Here is a 26,470-nt window from a genome sequence, read left to right on the forward strand (position 1 = left end):
TTCGTTCCGGGGTTCAGGCTCCGGGCCGCCGTATGTTCCGGTATTCAGGCTCCGGCGGCTTCGAGGGCGGCGCGCAGATGGCCGTTCGCCTCGCCGAGCAGCTTCTCGGCGGTGGGCGCGTCCACGCCGCCGAGGATCGTGAGGATGGCGTTCTTGGCCTCCCAGCCGGTGGCCGCCAGCGCGCTCTCGATCCGCTCGTCCGGGGCGCCGGTCGCCAGCGAAACGATCCGGCGGGTGCGCGCCCGCAGCTTCTCGTTCGAGGCGCGCACGTCGACCATCAGATTCCCGAAGGTCTTGCCCAGCCGGATCATGGTGATGGTCGAGATCATGTTGAGCACGAGCTTCTGCGCCGTACCCGCCTTGAGCCGGGTGGAGCCGGTGAGCAACTCCGGTCCGACGACCACCTCGATGCCGTGGTCGGCGGCCGCGGCGAGCGCCGAGCCCGCGTTGCACGACAGCCCGACCGTGAGCGCCCCACGGCGGCGGGCGTGCTCGACGGCGCCCACGGCGTACGGGGTGCGGCCGGAGGCCGAGACGCCCACGACCGCGTCGTCCGGCCCGATCCCGATCCGGTCCAGGTCCTCGGCGGCCAGCTCCGCGCTGTCCTCCGCGCCCTCCACGGACGACACCACGGCGGTCTCCCCGCCCGCGATCAGGCCGACCACCCGGTCCGGCCGGGCGTTGAACGTGGGCGGGCACTCGCTCGCGTCGAGCACCCCGAGCCGCCCGGCGGTGCCCGCGCCCGCGTAGACCAGCCGCCCGCCGCCCGCCATACGCGCGGCGATGCCGTCGATGGCGGCGGCGATCCGGGGGAGCTGGGCGGCGACGGCGGCGGGGACCCCGGCGTCCTCGGCGTTCATGACGCGGGCGATCTCGACGGTGTCGAGCCGGTCGATCTCGGCGAGTTCGGGGCGGAAGGCCTCGGTGGTGAGGGTCTCCAGCTGGTCGCGGAGCTGTTGCTGCTGTTGTTGAGGTCGCTGTTGTTGAGGTTGCTGTTGTTGAGGTCGCTGCTCGGCGGCGGACGTCATGGCGAGGCGGCTCTTTCCCTACGTGAGCGTGACGGTGGGGGGTGGTGGCGACGGCGCGCGGGCGCCGGTCGGTCTCAGCGGTGGCGCGGGCGGGGGTCGTGTCGGTGTGCGAGGGCCTCGTACGAGGCGGACAGGGCGGGCGCCGCGCTCTCGTACGTGCGCTGCGCCACGCCTATGAACAGGCAGTCCACCACCAGCAGCTGGCTGGTGCGGCTGGACATGGCCGCCGGGCGCAGCTCGCTCTCGCGCGCGGTGGAGGTGGTGAGGACGAGGTCCGCGTACTGCGCGATCTCGCCGTCCGGCCGGCCGGTGATCGCGATGGTGGTCGCCCCGCGCTCGAAGGCGACGCGCAGCGGCTCGATGACGTCCGTCGTCCGCCCCGAATGGGTGATCGCGAGCGCGACGTCGCGGGAGTGGAGTTGTACGGCGTTGGTGACGGCCAGGTGGGGATCGGCGTGCGCGTGCGCGATCAGGCCGATCCGCAGCAGCTTCTGGACCAGGTCCTGGGCGACCAGGTTCGACGCGCCGATGCCGTACACGTCGATCCGGCGGGCGGCGGCGACCGCGGCGACCGCGGCCTCGACCTGGCCGGTGTCGAGCCCGGCGGCGGTGTCGGCCAGACACTGCTGTTCCTCCTGCGCGAGCTTGGCGATCACGTCGCCGATCGGGTCGTCAACCGCGATGTCCGCCGTGACGGCCGGGGCCCGGCCCGCGGCCTGCTGCGCGGCGAGCGCGGCGAGCGCGAGGCGCAGATCGCGGTATCCGGGGTAGCCGAGCAGCCGGGAGGTGCGGACGACGGTGGCTTCGCTGGTACCGGTGCGCTCGGCGAGCCCGGTGACGGTGAGCGCCGCGCAGCCCGCCGGGTCGCCCGCGACGGCCTCGGCGACGCGCTGCATCGAGCGGGTCATGGAGGGGCCCAGGGTGCGGACCTTCGCCGTGAGCGCGGAGGGGGCGGGCACGGCGGGGTCGGTGAGGGGAGTGAAAGTTTCCTTCAACTTGCTACTCACATCTGAAAACTATTTCCGGCCACGAGGCCCGTCAAGACTGCGCGCGGAGGGCCTCTTCCGCCCCTCCCCCGCGCGGGAAGGCGGCGCGACGAAGCAAAGGTGACAATGGGACCCATGAAGCTCGAACACGCACTGCACGCGGCACGGGCGCTCGTCCTGGCCGACCTCGCGGCGGGAGACGTCGCCCACGCCGACATCGTCTCGCTCGTCGAGGACGCCATCACGCACCGCCGCTGGTGGGTCGAGCAATGGCCGGAAGGCGTGGCGTACGTCGCCGGTCTGGTCGCCCAGGACGTCCAGGACGCCCTGCTGGAGCGCTACGGCCGCTGGCCCCTGTGCCCGGTCTGCACCCGGGGCGGCGATCTCCACGCCCTCGACGTGGAACCCGAACTGGGCCCCGACCCGCACTGGGTCTGCGGCAAGACGGCGGTCGCGGTGGCCCCCGTGGGCTCGTTGGGGGCCACCCTCTGATGGCCGTACTGATCGACCCGCCCTCGTGGCCGGGCCACGGCCGCATGTGGTCGCACCTGGTGAGCGACGTCTCGTACGACGAACTCCACGCCTTCGCCACCCGCATCGGCGCCCCGCGCCGGGGCTTCGACCGCGACCACTACGACGTCCCGAGCGACCTCTACGCGCGGGCGGTACGCGCGGGGGCGGAGGAGGTCGGCAGCAAGGAGCTGCTGCGCAGGCTCACGGCGGCGGGCCTGCGCCGCCGTAAGGCGCGTGCGGCGCGCGGCTGAGACCTACCGGCCCCGCCCCGCTTCCGACGCCGCCTCCACCTCGTGCGCGGGGACTGATGCCTGCCCGGTGGCGACCACACGAGACGGCCCCTCCGCGCGGTGCAGCCGCGCCGCGAACGCCGTCGTCACGATGCCCGTGCCGGCCAGGGCGGCGCCCGTCCAGGCCACCGCCGGATAACCCCAGCCCGCGTCGATGACCAGGCCGCCGAGCCAGGGGCCCAGCGTGTTGCCGATGTTGAAGGCGGACGTGGCGGTCGCGCCCGCGAGCGTCGGGGCGGCGTTCGCGACGTTGAACATGCGGGCGTTGAGCGCGGGCGCGGTGAAGAAGGCGGTGAAGCCGAGCAGCAGCGCCAGGCCCACGGCCGCGACCGGGCTGTGCGCGGTCAGCGCCAGGACGCTCAGCACCACCGTCGAGGCGGTGATGCCGCCGTACATCGTTCCGAACAGGTGCGCGTCCGCGATCCGTCCGCCGAGCGCCGTACCGATCAGCGCGCCGACGCCGAACAGCGCCAGCACGGTCGGCACCCAGCCCTCGTCCAGCCCCGCCACGTCGGTGAGCAGCGGCCCGAGGTACGAGAACAGACAGAAGACCGCGCCTCCGCTCAGCGCGGTGGTGACCAGCGCCAGCCAGACCTGACGGTCACGGTAGATCCGCAACTCGGTCCGCAGCCGCGGCCGGTCCTTCCCGGTCGGCGCCTCCGTACGCGGTACGAGCGCGACCACCCCGATCAGCCCGACCACCGACAGCCCGGCCACCGCCCAGAAGGCCGCCCGCCACCCCGCGTGCTGCCCCAGGAACGCCCCGGCCGGAACCCCCGCGATGTTCGCGACGCTGAGCCCGCCGACCATCACCGACATGGCCCGCGCCCGCGCGTTCACCGGCACCAACGACACGGCCACCGCCGCCCCCACGGCCCAGAACCCGGCACACGCGAGCGCGCTCACCACCCGCGACGCGAACAACACCCCGTACGACGGCGCGACCGCCCCCGCGACCTGCCCGAGCCCGAAGACGGCGAGCAGCGCGATCAGCGTCGTCCGCCGAGGCAGCCGCAGGGTGGCCGCCGCCAGCACCGGCGCCCCGACCACCATCCCGATCGCGAACGCCGATATCAGCAGCCCGGCCGTGGGGATCGACACCCCCATGTCTGCCGCGACGGGTTGCAGCAGCCCGGACAGCATGAATTCGGAGGTCCCGAGGGCGAAGACGGACAGGCCAAGTACATAAACGGCGATGGGCATGCCGACGTCAACACCGCTGGGTTGTTGGCCATTCCTCGGCTGGAGCGTTCCGCATTTCCCGAACGTTCACTCGAAGTGATGGTCGGGCGGCTATGACCTGGCGGCATCACGGAGAGTGATGAAGAATCGAGATGTGAACCCGCCGAGGGGAGGTGGGTGTTGAGGCATTACGGGGGGAGCGATCGCCATGCCGACCGCCATGGCCGAGGACATCACTGAGGACGCTACCGAGAACACGACCAACGAATTGAACGGCCCGGACTGTCTGGACGAATGGGCCGCCGGCCCAGACCGCCTGGACGAATGGGCGGCCCACCTCGCCGCCACCGCGCCGGGCCCGCACACCGCATCGGTTCTGCCGGTCCTGCGCGCGGAGGAGCTGTCGCACACCGGCCGCATCGATGCCCTGAAGGCACTGGAACGCCACGCCGCCTGGATCCAGGCCCAGCAGGCGGACATTCTCGCCGCGCTGGAAGCCGACGCCTGGACCTCGATCCCACCGACAGAATGGGACCGCAATACCGAGGCCGCGTGGAACTTCACCTGTGAGGAAGTGGCCTGTGCCCTGAAGTTGTCCGGCCTGACGGCCGCCAAGCGCTTGGAAGTCGCCCGCGACCTGGCCAGCCGCTACCCGCCCACACGCGCCCTCCTGGCCGAGGGCGAGATCTCCTACTCACAGGCCGCAGCGGTCACCGAAGCCTGCGCCGTCCTCGCTCCCGAGGTCGCGGAGCAGGTCGAGGCGGCCGTGCTGCACAAGCTGCCCGCCATGACCACCGGTCAGACCCGTCGCGTCCTGGCCCGCGAGATCGTCCGAGCCGACCCGGACGGTGCCGAGCAGCGCCACCAGGCCCGCAAGCGACAGCGGCAGATGGTCCACTACCCGCAGGACGACGGCATGGCCATGTGGGGCGCGGTCCTTCCGGCCGAACAGGCCGCGGCCATGACCGCTGCCGTGGACAGCCACGCCGCCACCCTCCCCGACGAGGGCCGCACCCTCGAGCAGAAGCGGGTCGACGCCCTCTATGACCTCGTCGTCAATCGCAGCACCGCAAGCACCCCCGAACCCTCGGGCGGCCGCTCAGCGGCGGTGGTCCAGGTGACCGTTCCCCTGGACGTCCTGATCGGCGACACCGACGACCCCGCCCACCTCAAGGGCTACGGGCCCATCACCGCCGGTCAGGCCCGCGGAGTCGCCTTCGCCGAAGGCACCGTCTGGCGTCGCCTGATCACCCACCCCACCACCGGGATGCTGATCAAAACCGACCCCACCACCTACAAGCCCACCGCCGAAGTCGAGCGCCACGTCGTCGCCCGCGACGCCCACTGCACCTTTCCCACCTGCAACATGCCCGCCCACCGCTGCGACCTCGACCACGTCGCACCCTTCAACCACACCGACCCCACCGCAGGAGGCCAAACCACCCCCGACAACCTCACCACCCTGTGCAGACGCCACCACCTGATGAAAACCCACCACCCCGGCTGGGCTCTGAAACGCGACTCCGAATCCGGCACCACCACGTGGACCGCCCCCACCGGCCACACCTACACCAACCACCCGCACGATTACCGGTGAGGGACCAGCATGACGGAATGGCAGATCAGCCACGCCCCGGAGTGGAAGGTGCGTCGCATCGAGGACGGCGGCCTTGCCCTCCCGCTCCACATCAGCAGAGGCGATCAGCGCCTCGGCACCGCCGAGCTGCGGCTGACCCCCACCGCGGCGGAGCACCTGCACGCGGCCCTGTGCTACGCGCTCGATGGTCAGTTGCCACCCACCGCTGCCCCGGATTGCCGCAAGCCGATCCGCTACCCGGGCCGCCGTTCGGGATGACCCGTGTCCACTTCATGTTCATGGGCACCGTCCTCGACATATGCGAGGAGTCGTCCACCCCTGCTCTCGGCGACCCGCAACGCCTTGGATCTCACCACTGCCGAGTGGATCAAATCCTCCTACAGCGACGCCAGTGGCGGCCAATGCGTGGAGTTCTCCCGCACCTTCGCCCAGACCCACGGCGCCGTCCCCGTCCGTGACTCCAAGAACCCGCACGGCCCGGAGCTGATCGTCTCCACAGACGGCTGGTCGTTGTTCGTCACCGCTCTCATACGTGGAGCGTTCGCCGCCGCTTGACCCAGCCTGAGGCAGCCGCCCTGGATGGTTCAGTGACGTCTGATCGCCCGGCAACCCTGGACGCGAAGATCGCACGCCTCACACGCCTACGGCAGGGCCTTGCCGCAGCCGCAGGCAGGCCGCAATGTGACCCGGGCTCGCCACCCACAGCGGCAGCGTGCTCGCACGTCAGGAGGGTTCAGCGTTGGCCGGCGTTTGGTTCGTGTGGTGACGGCGGGCCGCCACGGTCCTTGCGACTCGGACGAAGGCCTCGACGTGCCGCGCGGGAGCGGCCGGTGGCCACGCGACGACCAGAGTGCTGGGGACTGCGTCGAGCACGGGCACGCGTAGGAGGTCAGGACCCAACGACTCCGCGAAGGACTGGGGTAGGACCGCGATGGTGCGTCCAAGGGCGACCAGCTGCGCCAACTGGGTCATGTCGGCGACTTCGGGCCCGGTCGCACCATCGGCTGTCAGGCCGTGCCAGCGGGGCAGCGTCTCGCCTTGCAGATCGACGAGGCGCACACTCGCTCGCCCTGCCAGGCGATGCCAGTCGGGCAGCACTGCTACGCGTTGCTCGATCACCAGTGTCCTGGCCTCAAGCCGGTCGATGTTCTCGTGCGGGGTGTGCAGCAGCGCCACGTCTGCGCGTCCGTCACGCAGCAGGTTCGCCCGATTTGCGACACCACCGAAGAGGACCTCCACGGCCGGTGCGTCTGGCTCTTGCTCGTAGCAGGCGAGGATGTCGGGCAGAAGACCGCCGTCACCCCCTGGTTTCACCACCAGTCTGAGGCGCGCGTCGGGATTGCCGGCCTGCTGGGCGCGGCGGGCCGCGGCCAGCACCATGTCCAGTGCTTGCCGCCCTTCTCTGAAGAGAACCTCTCCGGCCGGCGTAAGGGAGACGCGGCGACTACTGCGTTCCAGCAACCGGACACCGAGCCGGCGTTCGAGCCGTCGGATTGCTTTCGACAGCGCCGGCTGAGCGATCACCAGCCGTGCGGCGGCACGACCGAAGTGCAGTTCCTCGGCGATGGTGAGGAAGTACTCCAGCTCCCGCGTCTCCAATCGATCCATGCCTGGAGGTTATCGATGAGGCGGTGAATGGGTCTTGGACGAGCGTTGGCCTCTGATGATGTCCTCAAGTACATGACCAATCACTCAAAGCAGAACACCGCCCTCATCATCGGGGCGTCCCGCGGGCTCGGGCTGGCAATGGCCGCTGAGTACCTGACCCGTGGGTGGAATGTGACAGCCACCGTCCGAGGCGACGGACGGACAGAGCTGCACGACCTGGCGGACTCGGCAGACGGTCGACTGACGGTCGAGAAGGTTGACATCACCGTGCCCGAGCAGGTCGCCGCACTGCGTGCGCGGGTCGCCAGCACGGCTTTCGACCTGCTCTTCGTCAATGCCGCGATCACCAACGGTGATGTCCAGGTCACCGAAGTGTCGACCGAGACGTTCAACCGCGTCATGGTGACCAACGCGCTCAGCCCTATACGCGTAGTAGAGGCGCTTCAGGACGTCGTCCCGCCGACCGGCACGATCGGGGTCATGTCGTCGACCCAAGGGAGCCTCACGCGCAACGACAGGGCCGGATACGAGGTCTACCGGGCCAGCAAGTCCGCGCTCAACCAGCTGATGCGCAGCTTCGCCGCGCGCCACGCCCACGATCCGCGCACCATGCTGCTCCTCTGCCCCGGCTGGGTGCGGACCGAGCTGGGCGGTCCGGCTGCGCTCCTGACGATCGAGGAGAGCGTCCCCGGAGTCGTGGACACGATCGAGAAGCACGCCGGGGAGGGGGGCTTGCACTTCGTCAACTACCAGGACCAGGTCGTGCCGTGGTGAAGTAGCGGACCCGCCCGCGAACGGTACGTGTTACGCGCCCAGCAGCTTCAGCTCCGTGGTCATGTTGCGGCGGGCCGCCGGTTCCCAGCGGTCGTGGCCGATCGGGGTGCGGAACAGGCAGGGCAGGCCCAGGAGGTGGCGGAGGACGTTGGCGCGGCCCTCGCGGAAGGTGTCGTCGGGGACGAAGGCGTACTCCTCGCGGACCGCTGCCGCGTACGCACTGTAGGCCTCGGGCGAGCCCGCCAGTACGGCCAGGTCGGCGTCGCAGAGCACCTCGCCGTTGGTGTCGCCCTCGGCGGGGTCGTGGTCGGTGGTGAGGCGGACGAGGCGGGCGGTTTCGGTCACGCGGGCCTCCGGGACGCCCGCTTCCGGGAGGGCGCGTTCGGCGAGGCGGGCGCTGCGTTCCTCGTTGGTCGAGCGCTCGGGGAGGTAGACCGCGTCGTGGAACCAGGCGGCCAGGCGGATCGCGTCGGGGTCGGGCGCCTCGGTGTGTTCCAGCAGCTCGTCCACGCGGTCCAGTACGGCGATCAGGTGGTCCGTGGTGTGGTAGCGGCGCTGGGGTTCGGCCCAGCGGGAGAGGAGGTCGCGACCGTAAGGTTCCGGGTCGGGGGTGGTGGTGTCGCGGGCGCTGTTGAGGAGGAGCGCCCAGCGGTTGAGGAGCGCGGGGTGGTCGGACATGGCCCCATTGTGCGGGGGTGCGCGGGGGCGCGGGGTTGCGGGTGGTGGGGGGTGTGGCAAGCTATGCGGCATGTCTAGACCAATTCTCGAGGTTATCGCCCTCCACCCGGAGGACGCGATCGCGGCAGAGGCCGGAGGCGCGGACCGTCTTGAGCTGGTCACCGACATGGCCGCCGATGGGCTGACGCCGTCTCGGGAGACCTTCGCCGCCGTCCGTTCGGCGGTGGATCTGCCGGTGCGAGTGATGCTCCGCGCCAGTGACGGGTTCGCGGCAGGGGACGCCGCGGCCGTCGACGCGCTGTGCCGCAAGGCCGCCGCGCTGCACGCGGAGGGTGCGGACGAGTTCGTGCTGGGCTTTCTCGATGCCGACGGTCTGGCGGATCTGAACGCCATCGCCACCCTGGTCGAGGTCATCGGCGCCGGGCCGGGCGTGGACGAGAGCCGCTGGACCTTCCACCGGGCCATCGACCGCGCCGCCGACCGCGACGTGCTCCGTCGGCAGCTGGCCGGGCTGCCTGGACTGGACACGTATCTCACCGCCGGTTCCGCCCATGGCGTCGACCACGGGCTGTCGACCCTCCGGGCAGAGGCCGCGCGGGGCGGGGCGCCGGGGTACGAGGCGCGGATCATGGTCGGGGGAGGGCTTCGCCTCGACCACCTCTCCGAGCTGCGTGCAGCGGGCATCACCGCCTTTCACATCGGCAGCGCGGCCCGGCCCGGCGGATGGCACGGTTCGGTGGACGCGGTCGCCGTCGGGCAGTGGCGCCTCGCGCTCGACGCCCCGGTGCCGGTGGGATGAGCGGCCCGTTTCGGTGGGCTGAGCGGCCCGGTTCGGTGGGCTGAAGCGGCCCGTTTCGGTGGGCTGAGCGGCCCGGTTCGGTGGGCTGAAGCGGCCCGTTTCGGTGGGCTGAGCGGACCGGTTCGAGGTGCGCCCAGTCCCGCTCACCGCGGGGGCTACGACGCCAGTCGCTCCGGCAAGGGTGCCGCGTGGATCACCGTCAGGCCTGAGACGGCTCGGGTCAGGGCGACGTACAGGCGGCGCAGGCCGGTGCGTTCGTCGGGTTCGCCGTCGACCACGGCGGCCGGTTCGTCGAGGACCACGTAGTCGTACTCCAGCCCCTTCGCCAGCGTCGCGGGCACCAGGGTCAGCCGGGCCTCGGGGCTGGTTTCCTCGCCGGGGGCGAGGTGAGCCAGGCCTTCCGCGGCGAGGGCGGCGGCCAGGGCCGGGATGCGGGCGTCGGCCGCGATGAGACCGATGGAGCCCTCGTGCGTCAGGGCCTCGTGGCAGGCGGCGATCACGGCCGCGTCGAGTTCCGCCGGATCCACGGCCCGTACGGCGAAGTCGCCCGCCGCCTCGCGGATCGAGGTGGCCTCCGACAGGCCGGGCGCGATGGCGGGCAGCAGTCGCGACGCATACGCGATCACCTCGCGCGGCACCCGGAAGCCCTGGGTCAGCTCCTCGACGGCGGAACCGGGCTTGCCCAGGTGGGTGAGGGCCTCCTCCCAGCTGTCAGTGGCCCAGGGGGTGGTGCCCTGGGCGAGGTCGCCGAGGATGGTGGCGGAGCCGGTGGTGCAGCGGCGGCCGACGGCGCGGTACTGCATGGGGGACAGGTCCTGCGCCTCGTCCAGGACCACGTGGCCGAGGGAATGCGTGCGTTCGACGAGGTCGGCGGCCTCGTCGACGAGCACCGCGTCCGGCGGGGACCACTTCGCGGACTTCACGCTGCGCGGCGGCTTGGCCCACAGGATGGTCTTCTGCTCGTCTTCGGTGAGGAGGCCGTCGGCGTGGGCGGCGAGGAAGTCGGCGTCGGAGAGCAGCCGCAGCACGAGTTTGGCGGGGTCGACGGGCGGCCAGATGGCCTTGACGGCCGCCTTCACGGCGGGGTTACGGGCCACCGCGTCCTGCACGCGGTCGTCGGGGGCCTCCCCCGCCTGCTCCATGCGGACGAGGACGGCGTGGGCGATGCGCTGCGGCAGGGCTTCGCGGGCGGCGCCGTAGCGGATGTCACGGGCCAGCAGTTCCGCCACGATCTCCTCGATCTCGTACGCCGGCACCCGCCAGCGGCGCGAGCCGCGGACCACGACGCACGGTTCGATGGGCGGGGTGACGTGTGAGCGCAGGGCCCGGCGCAGCACCTCGGCCATGCGGGCGTCGCCCTTGATGCGGGCCACATCGGCGGAGTCGGCGCCGCGCACCTCGACGCCCGTGGCGGGGCGCGCCACCAGGTCCTCGACGGTGGCCTGGGCGACCTGCAACTCGCCCAGCGCGGGCAGGACTTGCTCGATGTAGTGGAGGAAGGAACGGTTCGGGCCGACCACGAGGGTGCCGGAGCGGGCCAGCCGCTCGCGATGGGCGTAGAGCAGATAGGCGACCCGGTGCAGGCCGACCGCCGTCTTCCCGGTGCCCGGCGCCCCCTGGACGCAGACGGTGCCCCCGATTCCGGCGCGGACGATCTCGTCCTGTTCGGGCTGGATCGTCGCGACGATGTCCCGCATGGGGCCGACGCGCGGCCGTTCGATCTCGGACTGGAGCAGCTTGCTGGTCTGCTCTTCCTCGGCGGGGTCGGAGAGTTTTTCGTCCTCGTACGCGGTCAACTCCCCGCCGGTGTAGCCGAAGCGGCGGCGCAGCGCGATGTCCATGGGCGTCTTCTTGGACGCCTGGTAGAAGGGCTGCGAGACGGGGGCGCGCCAGTCGATGACCATGGGGTCGCCGTCGGCGTCGTGCACATGGCGGCGGCCGATGTAGAAAGTGTCCGTCGAGCCGCCTCCGGCGGCGTACTTGCCGTCGACCTCCTCCGCCGCTTCCGCGCCCGGTGCGTGCAGATAGTCGAGGCGGCCGAAGAAGAGCGGGGTGTGGGAGAGGTCGGCGAGGGCCTTGATGCGTTCGGCGACCTGGTGGTGCAGGGCTGCGGCATTGACCCAGTTGGCGGCGACGTCCCGGAGGTCGAGGGCCTCCACGTCGGCGCGCATGGCGCGCAGGGCGGCGCGGGAGGCGGCGAGATGGGCGCGTTCCCGCGCCAGGGGGTTCGCGAGCGGGTCCGGCAGCGGTTCTGGCAGCGGGCCGGTCGTCAGCGGTTCTGGCAGCGGGTCCCGCAGGGCGTCTGGCAGCGGTTCTGGCAGCGGGCCGGTCGTCAGCGGTTCTGGCAGCGGGTCCGGCAGGGAGTCCGGCAGGGAGTCCGGCAGGGCGTCGGTCAGCGGTTCTGCCAGTGGGCCTGTCAGAGGTTCTGTCAGAGGTTCTGTCAGAGGTTCTGGCTGGTCAGGGGCGTGCGAGGGCACGGCGTAGCCTCCGGCGGGTACACGAAGCGGGTTGCGGCACGGCGGTTCGTACGTCGGTACGTACGGCGGTACGTACCGACGAGATGCCGACCGGTTTCCGTCCGGGCGGCGGCTCTCCCCGGCGGGAGGCGGCAGACGGGGGATTGTAGCCAGGGCGTGGACGGTGCGCGAACGGTTTATGACGGCGTCGCACCTGCCGCTGCCGTGTGTCTTCCGGCTTCGGATTCTTCCGGGCCGGGGCCGCTGGGGGCAGGGTCCGCCATCACCGGTCGCCCACGACACACGTCATGGGCGCGGGTGGCCTCTTCAGACGTCCTCGTCGGCGAGCAGCGCGCTCGCGTCCACGATCCGGTACGCGTACCCCTGCTCGGCCAGGAACCGCTGGCGGTGCGCCGCGAAGTCCTGGTCGATGGTGTCGCGCGCGACGACCGAGTAGAAGACCGCGGGGTGGCCGTCGGCCTTCGGCCGCAGCACCCGGCCGAGCCGCTGGGCCTCCTCCTGGCGGGAGCCGAACGTGCCGGAGACCTGGATGGCGACGGTGGCCTCGGGGAGGTCGATGGAGAAGTTGGCGACCTTCGAGACGACGAGGACGGACAGCTCGCCCTCCCGGAAGGCGTTGAACAGCTTCTCGCGCTGCGCGTTGGTCGTCTCGCCCTTGATGACGGGCGCGTCCAGATGCTCGCCCAGCTCGTCCAGCTGGTCGATGTACTGGCCGATGACCAGCGTCTGCTGCCCCTTGTGCTTGGCCACCAGCGCCTCGGTGATCCGCTGCTTGGAGGCGGTGGTGGCGCAGTAGCGGTACTTCTCCTCGGTCTCGGCGGTCGCGTACGCCAGCCGCTCGGTCTCGGTGAGGTTGACGCGGACCTCGACGCAGTCGGCGGGCGCGATGTAACCCTGCGCCTCGATCTCCTTCCAGGGCGCGTCGAAGCGCTTGGGGCCGATGAGCGAGAAGACGTCGGACTCGCGGCCGTCCTCCCGTACGAGCGTGGCGGTCAGGCCGAGGCGGCGGCGGGCCTGCAGGTCCGCCGTGAACTTGAAGACCGGCGCGGGCAGCAGATGCACCTCGTCGTAGATGATCAGACCCCAGTCGCGGGAGTCGAACAGCTCCAGGTGCGGATAGATGCCCTTCCGCTTGGTGGTGAGCACCTGGTACGTGGCGATGGTGATCGGGCGGATCTCCTTCCTCGTACCGCTGTACTCGCCGATCTCCTCCTCGGTGAGGGAGGTGCGGCGCATCAGCTCGTGCTTCCACTGGCGGGCCGAGACGGTGTTGGTGACCAGGATCAGCGTGGTCGACTTCGCGGTGGCCATCGCACCTGCCCCGACCAGCGTCTTCCCGGCCCCGCAGGGCAGTACGACGACGCCCGAGCCGCCGTGCCAGAACCCCTCGACGGCCTGCGTCTGGTACGGACGCAGTGCCCAGCCGTCCTCGCGCAGTTCGATGGCGTGCGCCTCGCCGTCCACGTAACCGGCCAGGTCCTCGGCGGGCCAGCCCAGCTTGAGCAGCGTCTGCTTGATCTGGCCGCGCTCGGAGGGGTGGACGACGACCGTGTCCGGGTCGATACGCGCCCCGACCAGCGGCTGGACCCGCTTCGACCGCAGGATCTCCTCCAGCACGGGGCGGTCGCTGGTCTCCAGGACCAGCCCGTGCGTGGGGTGCTTGAGCAGGCGCAGCCGCCCGTAGCGGGCCATCGTCTCGGCGACGTCGACGAGCAGGGCGTGCGGTACGGGGTAGCGCGAGAACTCCACGAGCGCGTCCACGACCTGCTCGGCGTCATGCCCGGCGGCACGCGCGTTCCACAGGCCGAGCGGGGTCACCCGATAGGTGTGGATGTGCTCGGGGGCGCGCTCCAGCTCGGCGAAGGGAGCGATGGCGCGGCGGCACGCTTCCGCCTGCTCGTGGTCGACCTCGAGCAGGAGCGTCTTGTCGCTCTGGACGATGAGCGGTCCGTTCACGCGCCTAAGTCCTTTCGTGTCGCCGGAGGCCTTCGTGCCGTCGGGGCCAAAGACCCAGTGTCCCTCATCGGTCGTACCTGGCGGAGGGCCACAGGGATACTCCGCATGGCTAGGGGCAAGCGGGGACACAGAAGAGGGCCGGAACGAGGGTGGGAGGTAGGTCGCTGTGATCAGCATCGCTGGGTGGGAGATCCGGCGGACGATGAAGCGGACGTCGACAAAGAGTGCGTCGACAAAGAGTGCGCCTACGAAGAGCGCGAAGAGCGCGAAGAGCGCGAAGAGCGCGAAGAGCGCGAAGAGTACGACGGGTGCGACGGGTGCGACGGGTGCGACGGGCGCTTCGAAGGGGAAGGCCGGGGCATCGGCCGGAGCGAAGTTGTCGGGCGCGAAGAAGAAGCCGGGTGGCGGGGCGGCCGGGGCGGCGAAGAAGAAGCCGGGCGGCCCGGCGGCCGGGGCGGCGAAGAAGAAGCCGTTCGGCGTGCCCGTGCCCGCCAAGAAGACCGGTGCGGCGGCCGCCAAGGCTGCCGGCCGTAAGCCGCAGAGTTCCCCCGCCCCCGCCGCGCCCTCGGCGTCCCCGCCCCTGCAGCGCGATTCCTTCGGTTCCCGCGCCGGTCGGGTGCTGGTGCTGCTGCTGGCGTTCGTCTGCATGGTCGGGTTCGCGGCGGCGCTCGCCAAGGCCACGCTCGTGCCGTCGCCGGGGTCCAGCGATCTCGTGCACACCAATCTGCGCCCCGGCGATTCGCTGCGCGCCTACGTCAACCAGCCCGCCTTCCGGGACACGGTGAAGCAGATCGGCGGCAATGTGCTGCTCGGCGCGCCCTTCGGGGTGCTGCTGCCGATGCTCGTGCCGAAGGCGCGGGGCGCGGTGCGGGTGGTGCTGGTGACGTCGCTGGTGATGGTGATGGTCGAGACGGCACAGGGACTGATCGTCGAGGGCCGGGCCTTCGACGTCGATGACGTCATCCTGAACACCTCGGGCGCCCTGCTCGGCTACGTCCTCATCGGCCGCCGCCTCGGTCACGCCCTCCACCCGCGCCGTCGGCACTGGTGGCAGCGGCGGGGCAGCTCCGCCTGAGCGGACGGGGCGCCTACTAGCCCGGTTCGTCGGCCAGTTCGGCGACGCCGGTGATGCGGTGGAGCGGGTACGTACGGACCTCGTCGGCGGTGTGGTCGTACGCCGTGACGTAGCCACCCTCGACGCGGACCGGGGCGATGACGCGCTGGCTGGCGGCGCCGTCCGCGTTGACGTAGCCGATCCAGACGGCGGAGCCGGTGAGGGCGGCGGCCTGCATCGTGGCGAGGGTGTCGGCGGAGGTGGTGCGGGGGAGACGGCCGCCGGTCGCAGGAGCAGAGGTGGCGGCGGTGGCGGCCGTGCTGGCCGGGGGCTTGTGGGGCGCGGTCGCGGCGAGGTCGCCGGCGCGGATGGCGCGTACCGCCGCGCCCAGCAGGGTGGCGTCGGGGACGGGCGGGCCGTCCGGGACCGGGGCGGGCGGCGTACGGGGCGGGGTGCGCTGGGCCTCGGCGCGGGTGACCAGGACGTCGCCCTCGGCGGATTCGGCCGCCGGTGCGTACCCCATGGCGCGCAAGCCCTCCAGCAGTGCGTCCGGCGGCGCCTGGGCGGCCAGCACGGTGGGGGCGAGGCGGCGCAGCCGCAGGCCCGCGGAGCGGCGGTCGGCCAGGATCTCGGCGAGCAGGGCCTCGTCGTCGCAGCGCAGATAGGCGGAGGCCGCGCCGATGCGGAGGTGCCCGTGCTTACGGGCGATGTCGTCGATCAGGTAGGTGAGGGGCTGAGGCACCGGGGTGCGGGAGTGCGCGGCGAGGAAGGTGTGCAGGTTGTCGGCGGCCTGCCCGGCGTCGAGCGCGCGGCGTACGGAGGCGGGCGTGAAGCGGTAGACGGTCGCGCCGCCTTTGGACTCGACCTCGGCGAGGATGCCGAGCGCGTCGGCGAGCGGCCGCTCCAGCGGGCCGGGGGCGACGGCGGTCAGGTCGGCCTGGAGGAGTACGTGGTCGAGGGGTTCGGGGAGCAGCGGGGCGAGGAGCCGCCCGGCCTCGGCGGCGAGGGCGGCGGACTCGGCGGGGGTTGTGGCGGACTCGGCGGGGGTCGTGACGGACCCGGTGGGGGTCGTGACGGACCCGGTGGCTGCCGCGGCCGGATCCGTTGCCCCTTCGGCCGCCGGGCCGAGGAGCGCGCGGCCGTGGGCGGAGAGTGCGGCGCGGCCCGTGATGCCGAGCAGTTCGGCCTCGCCGAGGGTCCAGCGCGCCAGCCGTGACCGCAGATCGCCCCTGCTGGTGGGGGAGGGGGCGGTCAGCCCCGTAGCCCCCGTAGCCCCCGTAGCCCCCGTAGCCACCGCAGGGCCCGCCGCGCCGGCCGGGGCCCGGTGGGCCGGGCGTTCCCAGCGGAGTCGGGTCAGCAGTGTGTCGGGGTCGGGGGCGGCGCCGGGTGGGAGGGTGGCGAGGAGTTCGAGGACCCGGCGGCGGACCTCGGGGGCAGGGGAGCGGTCCAGGTCGGCGCCGAGGGCGGAGAACGTACGGCCCCTGGAGTCACGCCCGCCGACCAGGCCCGACGTACGGGTCGCGGCGAGCCAGGCGATGGCGAGCGCGGCCCAGCGCTGCTCGGCGGGCAGCCGCAGCCAGTCGTCGTACGCGGGGGTGGGCGCGTACCGCTCGTCGGTCTCGCCGTCGGAGGCCAGCAGCCCGGCCGCGTACGCCAGCTCGATCCAGAAGGCGGCCACCGGCTCGGAGACGTCGAGCGCGACGGCGGTCCGCTTGAGGTCGCGCACGCTCAGCCCGCCCGCGCGCAGCACCGGCGGCCCGGAGCTCTCCCATTCGCCCAGCAGCTCCTCGACGGTCGCCAGGGCGGTGAACGCCTGCCCGGCCGCTGCTTTGTCCACAGCCTGTGGATCGTGCTGGGCGGTGGACGCCAGGGACGGGGCCACCGGCTCGGGGGCGCGGTGGGCGCGGCCGCCGCGCACATGCAGGGCGACCTCGCGGGGCAGGACGACGTTGCGCGGCCCGGACGGCAGCAGCAGACCGCGGTCCAGCAGCCAGGCGACGGGCGGGGTGGGGGAGGCGACGGACACCTCCCCGTACGGCGGGCCCCAGGTCAGCTTGGCGAGCACGGCGGCCGCTTCGTCGGGTGCCTCGGCGAGCAGCGCCGCCATCCGGTCGCGGTCGCCGAACAGCTCGGTCAACGCGGCGACGGCCGTCACCGGATCGTGGGTGGCCGGCAGCCCGGCCGCCGCCAGCAGTTCCTGAAGCCGACCCGGCGACATCCCGGCCGTGGCCTCGTGCACGGTGGGCCCGAGCCCGGTCGGGGAGGGGGAGGCGGGGGAGGGGGCGAGCAGTTCGCGGGCGGTACGGACCAGGCGGAGCCGGTCGTCCCCGCCCCAGACCAGCGCCCGCGCGCGCAGCGTGGCGACGGCGCGCGGCAGCTCGGCGGCGACCCGGTCGCGGAGCACGGCAGCGGGGTCAGCGGCAGCGGGGTCATCGGCGGGGTCAGTGGCGGGGGCAGCGGCGGCAGGAGCAGTGGCGGGGTCAGCAGCGGCAGGAGCAGTGGCGGGGTCAGCGGCAGCAGGAGCAGTGGCGCGGTCAGCGGCAGCGGGGTCAGTGGCGGGGGCAGCGGCGGCAGGAGCAGTGGCGGGGTCAGCGGCAGCAGGGTCATCGGCGGAGGCAGCGGCGTCGTCGTCCCCCGTCATCAGGGCGCTCAGCGTCTCGTACGGGCATGGGTCCGGCGCGACCGCCAGGGCCTCGGCGGTCTGGAGGGCGAAGCGGTCGAGCCGTTCGACCGCCCGTACGACCGAGGCGCGGGTGCCCGCCCGGGTGGCGAGCTGGGTGAGGTCGCCCGGGACGGGGGACAGCAGGTCGGGGCGGGCGCGCAGCAGCGCGGCGAGGGCTTCGTCGGGGCGCGTGCGCAGCTCCTCGGCCAGCGTGCGGGGCGCCGCGCGGCCGCTGGCGTCTGGGCCGGTCCCTGCGGTCACGCATGCCTCCCGATTACGCGAGCTGCTCATTCGATCCACACTACCCGGGGGTGCCGGGCGTCGGGGGTGCGGCGGAATCCAGCCTCCGCACGGTACCGTCGTGCCGTCTGGCACGCCGACCATGCGCATTCTCAGGGGTCTTGGTGGGGATCGAGAGCGAAAAGCTCGTCTACGACTATCTGAGCCGTGTCGGGGACCTGGCTCAGCAGCAGGGTCTGCCGTCCGGCGAACGGATGCGGCTGGTCTCCGGACTGCGGGCCGATATCGACCACCGGCGGTCAACGGGCGGTACGGACAGCCCGGCCGGGGTGAAGCGGATTCTGGCCAAGCTGGGCACGCCCGCCGAGGTGGTCGCCGCCGCGGGTGGGTCCGGTGGGTCCGGTGGGTCTGGTGGGTCCGGTGGTTCTGGCGGTTCTGGCGGGGCCGGTGGTTCAGGCGGCTCCGGCGGCGGGCAGGCCGGGGAGAGTACGCGTACGTCGGGCGCGGCGCGGGCGGCCCGCGACAAGCTGGCCGGGCTCGCCGAACGCACCGGTCTCAGCAACAAGGTGCCCTCGCCGCGCGAGCCGAACGGCACGTCGGGCGGTGACACCCCGCTCTCCCTCGCCAAGCACATGCCCGTGACCCCCGAGGCGCCGGAAGCCCCCAGGGCGAAGCCCCCCGGCCGCTCGTCCGCCGCCGCGTCCCCGCCTCATCTGGCGGGTGAGGACGAGTTGAGCCCGCGCGAGTCCAATCCCGACTGGTGGCACGTGGAGCCCGGCCCGTTCGCCCAGCCCGAGCATCCGGACGGCCAGTTCGGGTTCGTCGAGGGATTCGTCGGCGGTATCGAGCTGCCCGAACTGCTCGGCAACGGCAAGACGGCCGAGCAGGAGCAGCGGGAGAAGCGGGAGGCCGAGAAGCGCGCGGCGGAGGAGGCGGCTGAGGCCGAAGCGGCCGAGGCCGTCGAGGGCGCCGGGGCGGACACCGGCGGGAAGGGGGCGCGTCGGCGCGGTCTGGTGCGCCGTGCCCTGCTCGGCCCCGGCAAGTCCGCCGGGGCGGAGGGCGGCACCGGCGCGGCGGGCGTTCGGGCCGGTTGGGCGGCGGGACTCAGCCCGGTGCTGCTGCTCGCGATCGCGCTGCTCATCGCGGGCGCCGTGATCGGCAACATCGTCCTGCTCGCCTTCGGCTGGGTGCTCACGTACAGCACCGGCAAGCTGTCCCGCGCCGAGGCGAAGTGGGCGGTGATGGGCATGCCCGGTCTGGTGGCGGCCGGGGCGATGGTCTGGCTGTGGGGCCGGACCAGCGACAAGTGGGGCGACCCGATCCCGGAGGACGGGATGAAGGACGTGCTCACCGAGACCTGGCCGGTGGTCGTGCGCGGCGCGGCCGTCGCCACGGTGCTCTTCCTGGTGTGGCGGGCGCGCCGACGCGGCGGAACCGGCTAGCGGCCGCCCAGCCCCGACCGCCGCGGCACCTCGTCCGCGTACGCTAGCCGCGCTCGGCCCCGACCGCCGCGTCGCCCCGTCCGCGTACGCTAGCCGCGGACGGCCCCGACCGCCGCGTCGCCCCGTCCGCGTACGCTAGCCGCGCTCGGCCCTGACCGCCGCGGCAGCGCCCCAACCGCGCTCGGCGCCCACCGCCGCGGCACCTCGTCCGCGTACGCTAGCCGCGCTCGGCCCCGACCGCCGCGGCAGCGCCCCAACCGCGCTTGGCGTCCACCGCCGCGGCACCCCTAGCCGCGCTCGGCGCCCACCGCCGCGTCGCCCATTGCCGCGTCATCCGTCCCCGCGTCGCCCACCGCCGGGTCATCCGTAGCCGTGCCGTCCGCCGCGCCCCGGTCATCCGCCGCCGCGTCATCCGCCGCCGCGTCATCCGCCGCCGCGTCATCCCCCGCCGTGCCGTCTGCCGCCCGGTCATCCGCCGCACGATCGTCCCCCGCCGAGTCGTCCGCCGGCCGTTCCGGCTGCCAGGGCGCGCCCGGGACGACGAGGGGGCTGCCCGTCACCGGGTCCGGTACGACGACCGACTCCAGCCCGAACACCTCCCGCACCAGCTCCGCCGTGACCACCTCCGACGGGCGCCCGCGCGCGACGACGCGCCCCGCCTTCATCGCGATCAGGTGGTCCGCGTACCGCGCCGCCTGGTTGAGGTCGTGCAGGACGGCCACCACCGTGCGGCCGCGCTCGTGGTTGAGCTGGCGGACCAGGTCCAGCACCTCCACCTGGTGGGAGATGTCCAGGTACGTCGTCGGCTCGTCCAGCAGCAGAAGGCCGGTCTCCTGCGCGAGCGCCATCGCGATCCAGACGCGCTGCCGCTGGCCGCCGGACAGCTCGTCCACCAGCCGGTCGGCGAGCGCCGTCACGTCCGTGCGCTCCATCGCGTCGCCGACCGCGCGCTCGTCCTCGTCGGACCACTGCTGCCACCAGTGCTGATGCGGCTGGCGTCCGCGTGAGACGAGGTCGGCGACGGTGATCGCGTCGGGGGCGACCGGGGTCTGCGGGAGGAGGCCGACCGACTGGGCGATCTTCTTGGTGGGGATACGGGCGAGATCGGTCCCGTCGAGGAGGACGGCGCCGCCGCGCGGCTTGAGGAGACGGCCGAGGGCGCGCAGCAGGGTGGACTTGCCGCAGGCGTTGGGGCCGACGATGACCGTGACCTCGCCGTCGGGTATCACCAGGTCGAGGCCGTCCACGACGGTCCGGTCCTCGTAGGCGAGGGTCAGTTCGCGGGCGGCGAGTCGGCCAGAGGTGGCCCCGGGCGTGGATGGTGATGCGGTCATGCCGTGGTGCCTCCGTTGCGGCCGCTGCGGCCACGTCCCCCGGACGTCAGCAGCAGGTGGATCAGATACGGGGCGCCGACGGCGGCGGTCAGCACCCCCACCGGCAGTTCGGTCGGCGCGAACAGCTTGCGCGCCAGCAGATCGGCGGCGACGACGATGAACGCGCCGGTCAGCGCCGAGCACAGGAGCGGGATCTGCGCGGTACGGGTCATGCGGCGGGCGATCTGCGGGGCGAGGAGCGCCACGAAGTCGACCGGGCCCGCCGCGCCCGTCGCCATCGCGGCGAGGACGATGCCGAGGGTGGCGAGCCCGAGCCGTACCCGTCCGAGCCGTACGCCCAGCGCGGTCGCCGTGTCGTCGTCCATCGAGACGGTGCGCTGCGCCCGCGCCGCCCACAGGACGGCGGGCAGCAGGACCAGCAGCGCCCAGCCGAGCGGGGTGGCCTCGTCCCAGCCGCGCCCGTTGAGGGAGCCGGTCATCCACACCTTGGCCTGCTGGGCGACGAGATAGTCGCCCTTGGTCAGGAAGAGCTGGGTGATGGAGCGCAGCGCGACGGCGAACCCGATGCCGATGAGGACGAAGCGGGTGGCCTGGAGGCCGCCGCGCCAGGCGAAGACGTAGACGAGGGCGGCGGCGGCCAGGCCGCCCGCGACGGAGACGTACGGCAGCACGCTGAAGGCCGTCACGCCGTACGTCATCGCCCCGACGGTGACCGCGCTCGCGCCCTGGGTGACGCCGATGATGTCGGGGCTGGCGAGCGGGTTGCGGGCCACGGTCTGGATGAGCGCGCCCGCGATGCCGAAGGCCGCGCCGACCAGGAGGCCGAGGGTCATGCGGGGGAGCCGGAGGGTGCCGACGACGAGGTCGTTCGGGGTGGGCTGCCCGATGCCGTACTGGGTGTGCAGGACGGCCTTCACGGCGTCGGCGGGTCCGATGGGGCTTTCGCCGAGGCACAGGTACGCGACGCTCACGGCCGCCGTGGCGGCGGCCAGCGCGAGCGCGACGACGGCGGCGCGGCGGTGCAGCAGGAACGAGGCGCGGCGGCCGGTGCGCAGCAGCCCGTAGCCGACGGGACGGGCAGGACGGGCGGGACGGGCGGGGCCGGCGGTTCGTTCCACCACGCCGCTTTCGACCGGGCTCATGCGGTCACCGTCCTGCGCCGCACCAGCGTGACCAGGAACGGGACGCCGATCAGGGCCGTCATGACGCCGGCCGGGACCTCGCTCGGGGGGAAGACGAGACGGCCCACCACGTCCGATATCAGCAGCATCACCGGGCCGATCAGGGCGGCCATCGGGAGCACCCAGCGGTGGTCCGTCCCCACCACCGCGCGCGCGAGGTGCGGAACCGCGAGGCCGACGAAGGCGATCGGGCCCGCGGCGGCGACGCCGACGCCGGTGAGGACCGTGGCGCCGAGGCCCGCGAGGACGCGGACGACGGCGATGTTCTGGCCGAGCCCCTTCGCGACGTCCTCGCCGAGCGCCAGCGCGTCCAGACCGCGGGCGACCGCGGCCACCAGCACCGTGCCCACCAGCAGGAACGGCCAGATCTGGCCGATGATCTCGGCGTCGCGCCCCGCGAGTGAGCCGATCTGCCAGAACCGGAACTCGTCCAGCGCCGCGGCCTTCGTCGTCAGCACGCCCGAGGTGATGGACACCAGCAGGGCGTTGACGGCGGCCCCGGCGAGGGCGAGCTTGACCGGGCTCGCGCCGCCCCGCCCGTCGGCGGCGATGGCGTAGACGGCGACCGAGGCGAGGCCCGCGCCCGCGAACGCGAACCACACGTACCCGGTGAGCGTGTGCACCCCGGCGAAGGCGATCGCGAGGACAACCCCCACCGACGCGCCCTGGCTGATGCCGAGCACCCCGGGGTCGGCGATCGGGTTGCGGGTGACGCCCTGCATCACGGTGCCCGCCAGGGCGAGCGCCGCACCGACCATCAGGCCGACGACGGTACGCGGCAGCCGCAGCGACCGTACGATGTCGGCCGCGTCGCTCGTGCCCCCGTGCAGCAGCGCGTCCACGACCTGGCTCGGCGCGATCTGGCGGCTGCCGAGGGCGAGGCTGAGCAGCACCGCGAAGAGGAGCGCGACGACGGCCGCGGTCGTCCAGCCGATACGGCGCCGGACCAGTGCGGCTCTGGGACTTCGGCTGCTGGTCCGGTCGGCAGACATCGCTTCCGTTCGCTCGTTCGGTTCTCGCGCGTGAGGTCGTCGCAGGTTAGGCGAGGCTAAGTGTATGCAAGGGCCAGGCACAATGACGGGCATGGCTTCGCACACCACTTCGAACGTCGCACCGAGCACCGCAGCAGCTACCGCACCAAGCACCGCACCAAGCACCGCGCCGAGCACCGCGACAAGCACCGGGACAAGCACCGGGACAAGCACCGGGACAAGCACCGCAACAAGCACCGCGCCGAGCACCGCACCAAGCACCGTGCCGAGCACGGCGCCGAGCACCGCAACAAGCACCGCGCCGAGCACGTGGACCCTGACCGTCGGCTTCGACCTCGACATGACGCTCATCGACTCGCGCCCCGGCATCAAGGCCGCCTACGAGGAGCTGTCCGCCCGGACCGGAGCCTCCATCGACGCCGAACTCGCCATCACCCGGCTCGGCCCGCCGCTGGAGCAGGAGCTGGCGCACTGGTTCCCGGACGAGCGCATCGAGGAGATGGGCCATCTGTACCGGGAGCTGTACCCGGAGTTCGCGATCGCCCCGACCCTCGCCATGCCCGGCGCCCGGGAGGCGATGGCGGCGGTGCGGCGGGCCGGCGGGCGCGCCATCGTCGTCACGGCGAAGCACGAGCCGAACGCCGAGCTGCACCTGAGTCACCTGGGCATCGAGGCGGACGCGGTCATCGGCTGGCTGTGGGCGGAGGCCAAGGCGGAGGCGCTGCGCGAGTACGGGGCGTCGGTGTACGTCGGGGACCACACCGGTGACGTACGGGGCGCGCGGACGGCGGAGGCGCTGTCGGTGGCGGTCGCCACCGGGCCGTGCGCCGCGGAGGAACTGCGCGAGGCGGGGGCGGATGTCGTGCTGGACGACCTGACCGCGTTCCCGGCGTGGCTGGAGGCCCACACCGCGGCCTGACCCCGCGCCGGGAGGCGATGCCCCCGCTATGGCCCGCTATGACTCGTTATGACCCGTTACGCGCAGCCCGCGCGATCTGCGCGGCCCGCGCGGCCTCCCGCCGCTGCGCCGCGATCGACCGCAGCATCCCGGCCGCCGCGAGCGCGAAGCCGACGCCCATCAGCATGCACACGAAGTACGCCACCGACGGCAGCGGATCGGCGCCCAGGAACAGGGGCGCGACGGTGGCGAGGGTGGCGACCGCGCCGATGGCGAAGACGATCACGCCGATGCGCACGAGCCGGTCGCCGGGCGCGCTCTCACCGGTTCCACGGTGCGGGGTTTCGTTGCTCACCGCTCCAGGGTAGATCGGTGCCAGAGCGCGCATACCAACCACCCGGAACCACCCGGGTACGTCTTGTCACCAGGCTCGGGACCATTAGCCTTGGTGGTGGCGGGTCTTACGACCCGCTCTAGTGCTATCCAGAGCTTTTTTTCCGTGTTTTCCGACGAGCGACGAGGACGAGGACAGACGTGCCTACCGGCAAGGTCAAGTGGTTCAACAGTGAGAAGGGCTTCGGCTTTCTCTCCCGCGATGACGGCGGTGACGTCTTCGTGCACTCGTCGGTGCTTCCGGACGGCGTGGACGCGCTGAAGCCGGGGCAGCGCGTTGAATTCGGTGTCGTGGCGGGAAACCGCGGTGACCAGGCGCTTTCGTTGACGCTTCTCGACCCGGCGCCGTCCGTGGCGGCCGCTCAGCGGCGTAAGCCGGATGAGCTGGCTTCGATCGTCCAGGATTTGACCACGCTGCTGGAGAACGTGACGCAGCAGCTGGAGCGGGGCCGTTATCCCGACAAGACGCATGGCCACAAGATCGCGGGGATGCTGCGGGCGGTGGCCGATCAGCTCGATGTCTAAGAGGCAAGCTGTCTGAGCCGCAAGCGCCGGTGAGCCGCAAGCGCTCTGAGGCGTAAGGGCTCTGAGGCGTAGGCGCTCTGAGCCGCAAGCGCCGGTGAGCAAGCGAACGTAAAAGCGAACGGAATTAGGCGAATTCCAGCGCGTCCGGGCCGAGGGGCGGTACGAGTCCCTCGGCCGCCGCGCGCGTGAGCAGCCCGCGCACCGCCGCGTAACCGTCCTCGCCCAGGTCCGCGGTGAACTCGTTCACGTACAGCCCGATGTGCTGGTCCGCCACGCGCGGGTCCATCTCCTGGGCGTGCTCCAGGACATACGGACGCGACGCCTCCGGGTCGTCCCATGCCATCCGGACCGACGTACGAATGGTCTCGGCCAGCTCCCGCAGCCGCTCCGCGCCCAGCGAGCGCTTGGCGATGATCGCGCCGAGCGGGATGGGCAGCCCGGTGGTCAGCTCCCAGTGCTGGCCCATGTCAGCGAGGCAGTGCAGCCCGTAATTCTGATAGGTGAACCGGGCTTCGTGGATGACGAGTCCGGCGTCGACCAGGCCGTCCCGTACCGCGGGCATGATCTCGTGGAACGGCAGCACCCGGATCTCCCCGACCCCGCCCGGCACCTCGTCGGCGGCCCACAGCCGGAAGAGCAGATACGCGGTCGAACGCTCGCTCGGCACCGCGACCGTCTTCCCCGCGAGGTCCTTCGCGGCGCCCGGCTCCCTGGTGAGCACGAGCGGGCCGCAGCCGCGCCCCAGCGCCCCGCCGCACGGCAGCAGCGCGTACTCCTCCAGCACCCAGGGCAGCACCGCGTACGACACCTTCAGCACGTCGGACTCGCCGCGCTCGGCCATCCCGTTGGTGATGTCGATGTCGGCGAACGTGACGTCCGGTGCGGGCGCGCCCGGGATCCGGCCGTGCGCCCAGGCGTCGAAGACGAAGGTGTCGTTCGGGCAGGGCGAGTAGGAGATCGTGAGCGGCTGGGCTGCCGATTGGGTTTCTGCCGACGGGGTCACTGCTGGCTTCCTTCCAGATCCAAGTCCGGATCCAAGTCCGGATCCAAGTCCGGATCCAAGTCCGGGGCGGCGTCCGGGTGCGGGGTGTGGAGGGCGGTGGCGAGGGCGGGCACGGCCCGTGCGAACGCCTCCGCCAGGGCGTCCAGGGCCTCGCCGATGCGCCAGGCCGCCCGGTCGCGCGGGCCGACCGGGTTGGAGACGGCCCGCACCTCCAGTAGGGGTACGGCCTGGGCGGCGGCCGCCTCGGCCACCCCGAAGCCCTCCATCGCCTCGGCGGCGGCGCGCGGATGGCGCCGCAGCAGCGCGGCGGCCCGCTCGGCGCTGCCGGTCACGGTCGACACGGTGAGCACGGTGCCGCGTACCGCCCCGGTCGCCCCGGCGACGGCGGCGACGAGCACGGGCGGCGGCCGGTGTTCGGCGGTTCCGAAGCCGAGTTCGGTGACGGCGGCGAAGCCGTCGGGGGTCTCGGCCCCCAGGTCGGCGGCGACGACGGCCTCGGCGACCACGACGGAGCCCAGCGGGGTGCGGGGCGCGAAACCGCCGCCGATACCGGCCGATACGGCGAGGTCGTACGGGGCCCCTCGGACGGCGGCGACGGTCAGCGCGGTGGCGGCCCCGGCCGCCGCCGCGGCCGGGCCGACCCCGGCGGCCAGCACGTCGACGGTGAGCGGCGGCCCGTCGGGGCCGCCCACCTCCAGCCGGTGCAGCACCCCGCCCGGCACGGCGACTTCGGCCACTTCGGCGGGGTCAGCCGTACCGCGTACCACGGCGTCCCGTTCCGCGGGTACGGCGGTGACGATGAGTACGCGCATCAGCGCCTCCCGGCTGTCGTGCCGCGAACCAGGTGAACGGGGAGAA

24 protein-coding genes and 1 pseudogene are annotated in these 26,470 nt (G+C 72.7%); 11 read left to right on the top strand and 14 right to left on the bottom strand.

Going from position 1 to position 26,470, the window contains the following annotated elements; all coding sequences use genetic code 11:
- Positions 1 to 44: 44 nt before the first annotated feature.
- On the bottom strand, positions 45 to 1,028 hold the full coding sequence (gene murQ, locus ASC60_RS03855) for an N-acetylmuramic acid 6-phosphate etherase (protein ID WP_079038132.1): 984 nt from the start codon (positions 1,026 to 1,028) through the stop codon (positions 45 to 47).
- A gap of 74 nt (positions 1,029 to 1,102) precedes the next feature.
- Positions 1,103 to 2,035, bottom strand: a complete 933-nt coding sequence (locus ASC60_RS03860) for a MurR/RpiR family transcriptional regulator (protein WP_055546602.1) — start codon at positions 2,033 to 2,035, stop codon at positions 1,103 to 1,105.
- A 114-nt stretch (positions 2,036 to 2,149) separates the two neighbouring features.
- Here ASC60_RS03860 and ASC60_RS03865 point away from each other — a divergent pair, with 114 nt between their 5' ends.
- Together ASC60_RS03865 and ASC60_RS03870 are read left to right on the top strand one after the other, a co-directional pair.
- Entirely contained in the window at positions 2,150 to 2,506 is a 357-nt protein-coding gene (locus ASC60_RS03865; protein ID WP_107096969.1) for a hypothetical protein, read from the top strand.
- Positions 2,506 to 2,778 carry a DUF4031 domain-containing protein gene (locus tag ASC60_RS03870; RefSeq protein ID WP_055546605.1) on the top strand — a complete coding sequence of 91 codons (273 nt, stop codon included), beginning with the start codon at positions 2,506 to 2,508 and terminating at the stop codon, positions 2,776 to 2,778. The genes ASC60_RS03865 and ASC60_RS03870 overlap by 1 nt, the downstream gene beginning before the upstream one ends.
- A gap of 3 nt (positions 2,779 to 2,781) precedes the next feature.
- On the opposite strand, the gene ASC60_RS03875 is transcribed toward ASC60_RS03870, so the two are convergent.
- The gene (locus ASC60_RS03875) at positions 2,782 to 4,020 is read right to left on the bottom strand and encodes a Cmx/CmrA family chloramphenicol efflux MFS transporter (RefSeq protein WP_055546608.1); all 1,239 of its coding nucleotides are present in this window, start codon (positions 4,018 to 4,020) and stop codon (positions 2,782 to 2,784) included.
- Positions 4,021 to 4,207: 187 nt separating this feature from the next.
- Here ASC60_RS03875 and ASC60_RS03880 point away from each other — a divergent pair, with 187 nt between their 5' ends.
- From ASC60_RS03880 to ASC60_RS03890, 3 genes are all read left to right on the top strand, one after another.
- The gene (locus ASC60_RS03880) at positions 4,208 to 5,596 is read left to right on the top strand and encodes an HNH endonuclease signature motif containing protein (protein ID WP_234356765.1); all 1,389 of its coding nucleotides are present in this window, start codon (positions 4,208 to 4,210) and stop codon (positions 5,594 to 5,596) included.
- Positions 5,597 to 5,605: 9 nt separating this feature from the next.
- Positions 5,606 to 5,854: a hypothetical protein gene (locus tag ASC60_RS03885; RefSeq protein ID WP_055546609.1), complete on the top strand. Its 249-nt coding sequence runs from the start codon at positions 5,606 to 5,608 to the stop codon at positions 5,852 to 5,854.
- Between the two features lie 84 nt (positions 5,855 to 5,938).
- The gene (locus tag ASC60_RS03890; protein ID WP_234356766.1) at positions 5,939 to 6,151 is read left to right on the top strand and encodes a DUF397 domain-containing protein; all 213 of its coding nucleotides are present in this window, start codon (positions 5,939 to 5,941) and stop codon (positions 6,149 to 6,151) included.
- Between the two features lie 168 nt (positions 6,152 to 6,319).
- Here ASC60_RS03890 and ASC60_RS03895 read toward each other — a convergent pair whose 3' ends face one another.
- On the bottom strand, positions 6,320 to 7,204 hold the full coding sequence (locus ASC60_RS03895; RefSeq protein ID WP_055546611.1) for a LysR family transcriptional regulator: 885 nt from the start codon (positions 7,202 to 7,204) through the stop codon (positions 6,320 to 6,322).
- Positions 7,205 to 7,276: 72 nt separating this feature from the next.
- Here ASC60_RS03895 and ASC60_RS03900 point away from each other — a divergent pair, with 72 nt between their 5' ends.
- Positions 7,277 to 7,978 carry an SDR family NAD(P)-dependent oxidoreductase gene (locus ASC60_RS03900; protein ID WP_055547215.1) on the top strand — a complete coding sequence of 234 codons (702 nt, stop codon included), beginning with the start codon at positions 7,277 to 7,279 and terminating at the stop codon, positions 7,976 to 7,978.
- A gap of 30 nt (positions 7,979 to 8,008) precedes the next feature.
- Here the strand turns inward: ASC60_RS03900 and ASC60_RS03905 are convergent, their stop codons facing one another.
- Complete coding sequence (locus ASC60_RS03905; RefSeq protein WP_055546613.1) at positions 8,009 to 8,656, bottom strand: hypothetical protein; 648 nt, start codon at positions 8,654 to 8,656, stop codon at positions 8,009 to 8,011.
- 70 nt (positions 8,657 to 8,726) lie between these two features.
- On the opposite strand from ASC60_RS03905, the gene ASC60_RS03910 reads away from it, so the two are divergent.
- Entirely contained in the window at positions 8,727 to 9,455 is a 729-nt protein-coding gene (locus ASC60_RS03910) for a copper homeostasis protein CutC (protein ID WP_055546615.1), read from the top strand.
- Between the two features lie 155 nt (positions 9,456 to 9,610).
- Here ASC60_RS03910 and ASC60_RS03915 read toward each other — a convergent pair whose 3' ends face one another.
- Together ASC60_RS03915 and ASC60_RS03920 are read right to left on the bottom strand one after the other, a co-directional pair.
- Entirely contained in the window at positions 9,611 to 11,626 is a 2,016-nt protein-coding gene (locus ASC60_RS03915) for an ATP-binding domain-containing protein (RefSeq protein WP_370592867.1), read from the bottom strand.
- A gap of 612 nt (positions 11,627 to 12,238) precedes the next feature.
- Positions 12,239 to 13,888 carry a DNA repair helicase XPB gene (locus ASC60_RS03920; protein ID WP_055546617.1) on the bottom strand — a complete coding sequence of 550 codons (1,650 nt, stop codon included), beginning with the start codon at positions 13,886 to 13,888 and terminating at the stop codon, positions 12,239 to 12,241.
- A 376-nt stretch (positions 13,889 to 14,264) separates the two neighbouring features.
- On the opposite strand from ASC60_RS03920, the gene ASC60_RS03925 reads away from it, so the two are divergent.
- Positions 14,265 to 14,963, top strand: coding sequence for a VanZ family protein (locus ASC60_RS03925; RefSeq protein ID WP_370592868.1), 699 nt, complete (start codon positions 14,265 to 14,267; stop codon positions 14,961 to 14,963).
- A gap of 16 nt (positions 14,964 to 14,979) precedes the next feature.
- Here ASC60_RS03925 and ASC60_RS03930 read toward each other — a convergent pair whose 3' ends face one another.
- Complete coding sequence (locus ASC60_RS03930) at positions 14,980 to 17,814, bottom strand: helicase C-terminal domain-containing protein (protein ID WP_370592882.1); 2,835 nt, start codon at positions 17,812 to 17,814, stop codon at positions 14,980 to 14,982.
- 194 nt (positions 17,815 to 18,008) lie between these two features.
- Between ASC60_RS03930 and ASC60_RS03935 the strand changes: the two genes are divergently transcribed.
- Positions 18,009 to 19,286 (top strand): hypothetical protein, encoded by a 1,278-nt coding sequence (locus ASC60_RS03935; protein ID WP_055546621.1) that lies wholly within the window; start codon positions 18,009 to 18,011, stop codon positions 19,284 to 19,286.
- Between the two features lie 512 nt (positions 19,287 to 19,798).
- On the opposite strand, the pseudogene ASC60_RS03940 reads toward ASC60_RS03935, so the two are convergent.
- From ASC60_RS03940 to ASC60_RS03950, 3 genes and pseudogenes are all read right to left on the bottom strand, one after another.
- A pseudogene (locus ASC60_RS03940) lies at positions 19,799 to 20,620 on the bottom strand (ABC transporter ATP-binding protein); the annotation flags it as partial.
- A complete protein-coding gene (locus ASC60_RS03945) occupies positions 20,617 to 21,762 on the bottom strand; it encodes an iron chelate uptake ABC transporter family permease subunit (RefSeq protein ID WP_055546623.1) in 1,146 nt (381 codons plus the stop codon). The pseudogene ASC60_RS03940 and the gene ASC60_RS03945, both read right to left, overlap by 4 nt.
- Positions 21,759 to 22,793 (bottom strand): iron ABC transporter permease, encoded by a 1,035-nt coding sequence (locus tag ASC60_RS03950; RefSeq protein ID WP_055546625.1) that lies wholly within the window; start codon positions 22,791 to 22,793, stop codon positions 21,759 to 21,761. Before ASC60_RS03950 ends, ASC60_RS03945 begins: the two co-directional genes overlap by 4 nt.
- A gap of 262 nt (positions 22,794 to 23,055) precedes the next feature.
- On the opposite strand from ASC60_RS03950, the gene ASC60_RS03955 reads away from it, so the two are divergent.
- Positions 23,056 to 23,712, top strand: coding sequence for an HAD family hydrolase (locus ASC60_RS03955; protein ID WP_370592869.1), 657 nt, complete (start codon positions 23,056 to 23,058; stop codon positions 23,710 to 23,712).
- A gap of 46 nt (positions 23,713 to 23,758) precedes the next feature.
- On the opposite strand, the gene ASC60_RS03960 is transcribed toward ASC60_RS03955, so the two are convergent.
- Complete coding sequence (locus ASC60_RS03960; protein ID WP_055546627.1) at positions 23,759 to 24,046, bottom strand: hypothetical protein; 288 nt, start codon at positions 24,044 to 24,046, stop codon at positions 23,759 to 23,761.
- A 179-nt stretch (positions 24,047 to 24,225) separates the two neighbouring features.
- Between ASC60_RS03960 and ASC60_RS43870 the strand changes: the two genes are divergently transcribed.
- The gene (locus ASC60_RS43870; protein WP_055546628.1) at positions 24,226 to 24,609 is read left to right on the top strand and encodes a cold-shock protein; all 384 of its coding nucleotides are present in this window, start codon (positions 24,226 to 24,228) and stop codon (positions 24,607 to 24,609) included.
- A 124-nt stretch (positions 24,610 to 24,733) separates the two neighbouring features.
- Here the strand turns inward: ASC60_RS43870 and ASC60_RS03970 are convergent, their stop codons facing one another.
- Entirely contained in the window at positions 24,734 to 25,612 is an 879-nt protein-coding gene (locus ASC60_RS03970) for a 1,4-dihydroxy-6-naphthoate synthase (protein WP_199830854.1), read from the bottom strand.
- On the bottom strand, positions 25,609 to 26,424 hold the full coding sequence (locus tag ASC60_RS03975) for a futalosine hydrolase (protein ID WP_079038136.1): 816 nt from the start codon (positions 26,422 to 26,424) through the stop codon (positions 25,609 to 25,611). The genes ASC60_RS03970 and ASC60_RS03975 overlap by 4 nt, the downstream gene beginning before the upstream one ends.
- Between the last annotated feature and the right edge of the window lie 46 nt (positions 26,425 to 26,470).

The sequence above is a fragment of the Streptomyces sp. NBRC 110028 genome, from assembly GCF_001417735.1.
GTDB lineage: Bacteria > Actinomycetota > Actinomycetes > Streptomycetales > Streptomycetaceae > Streptomyces.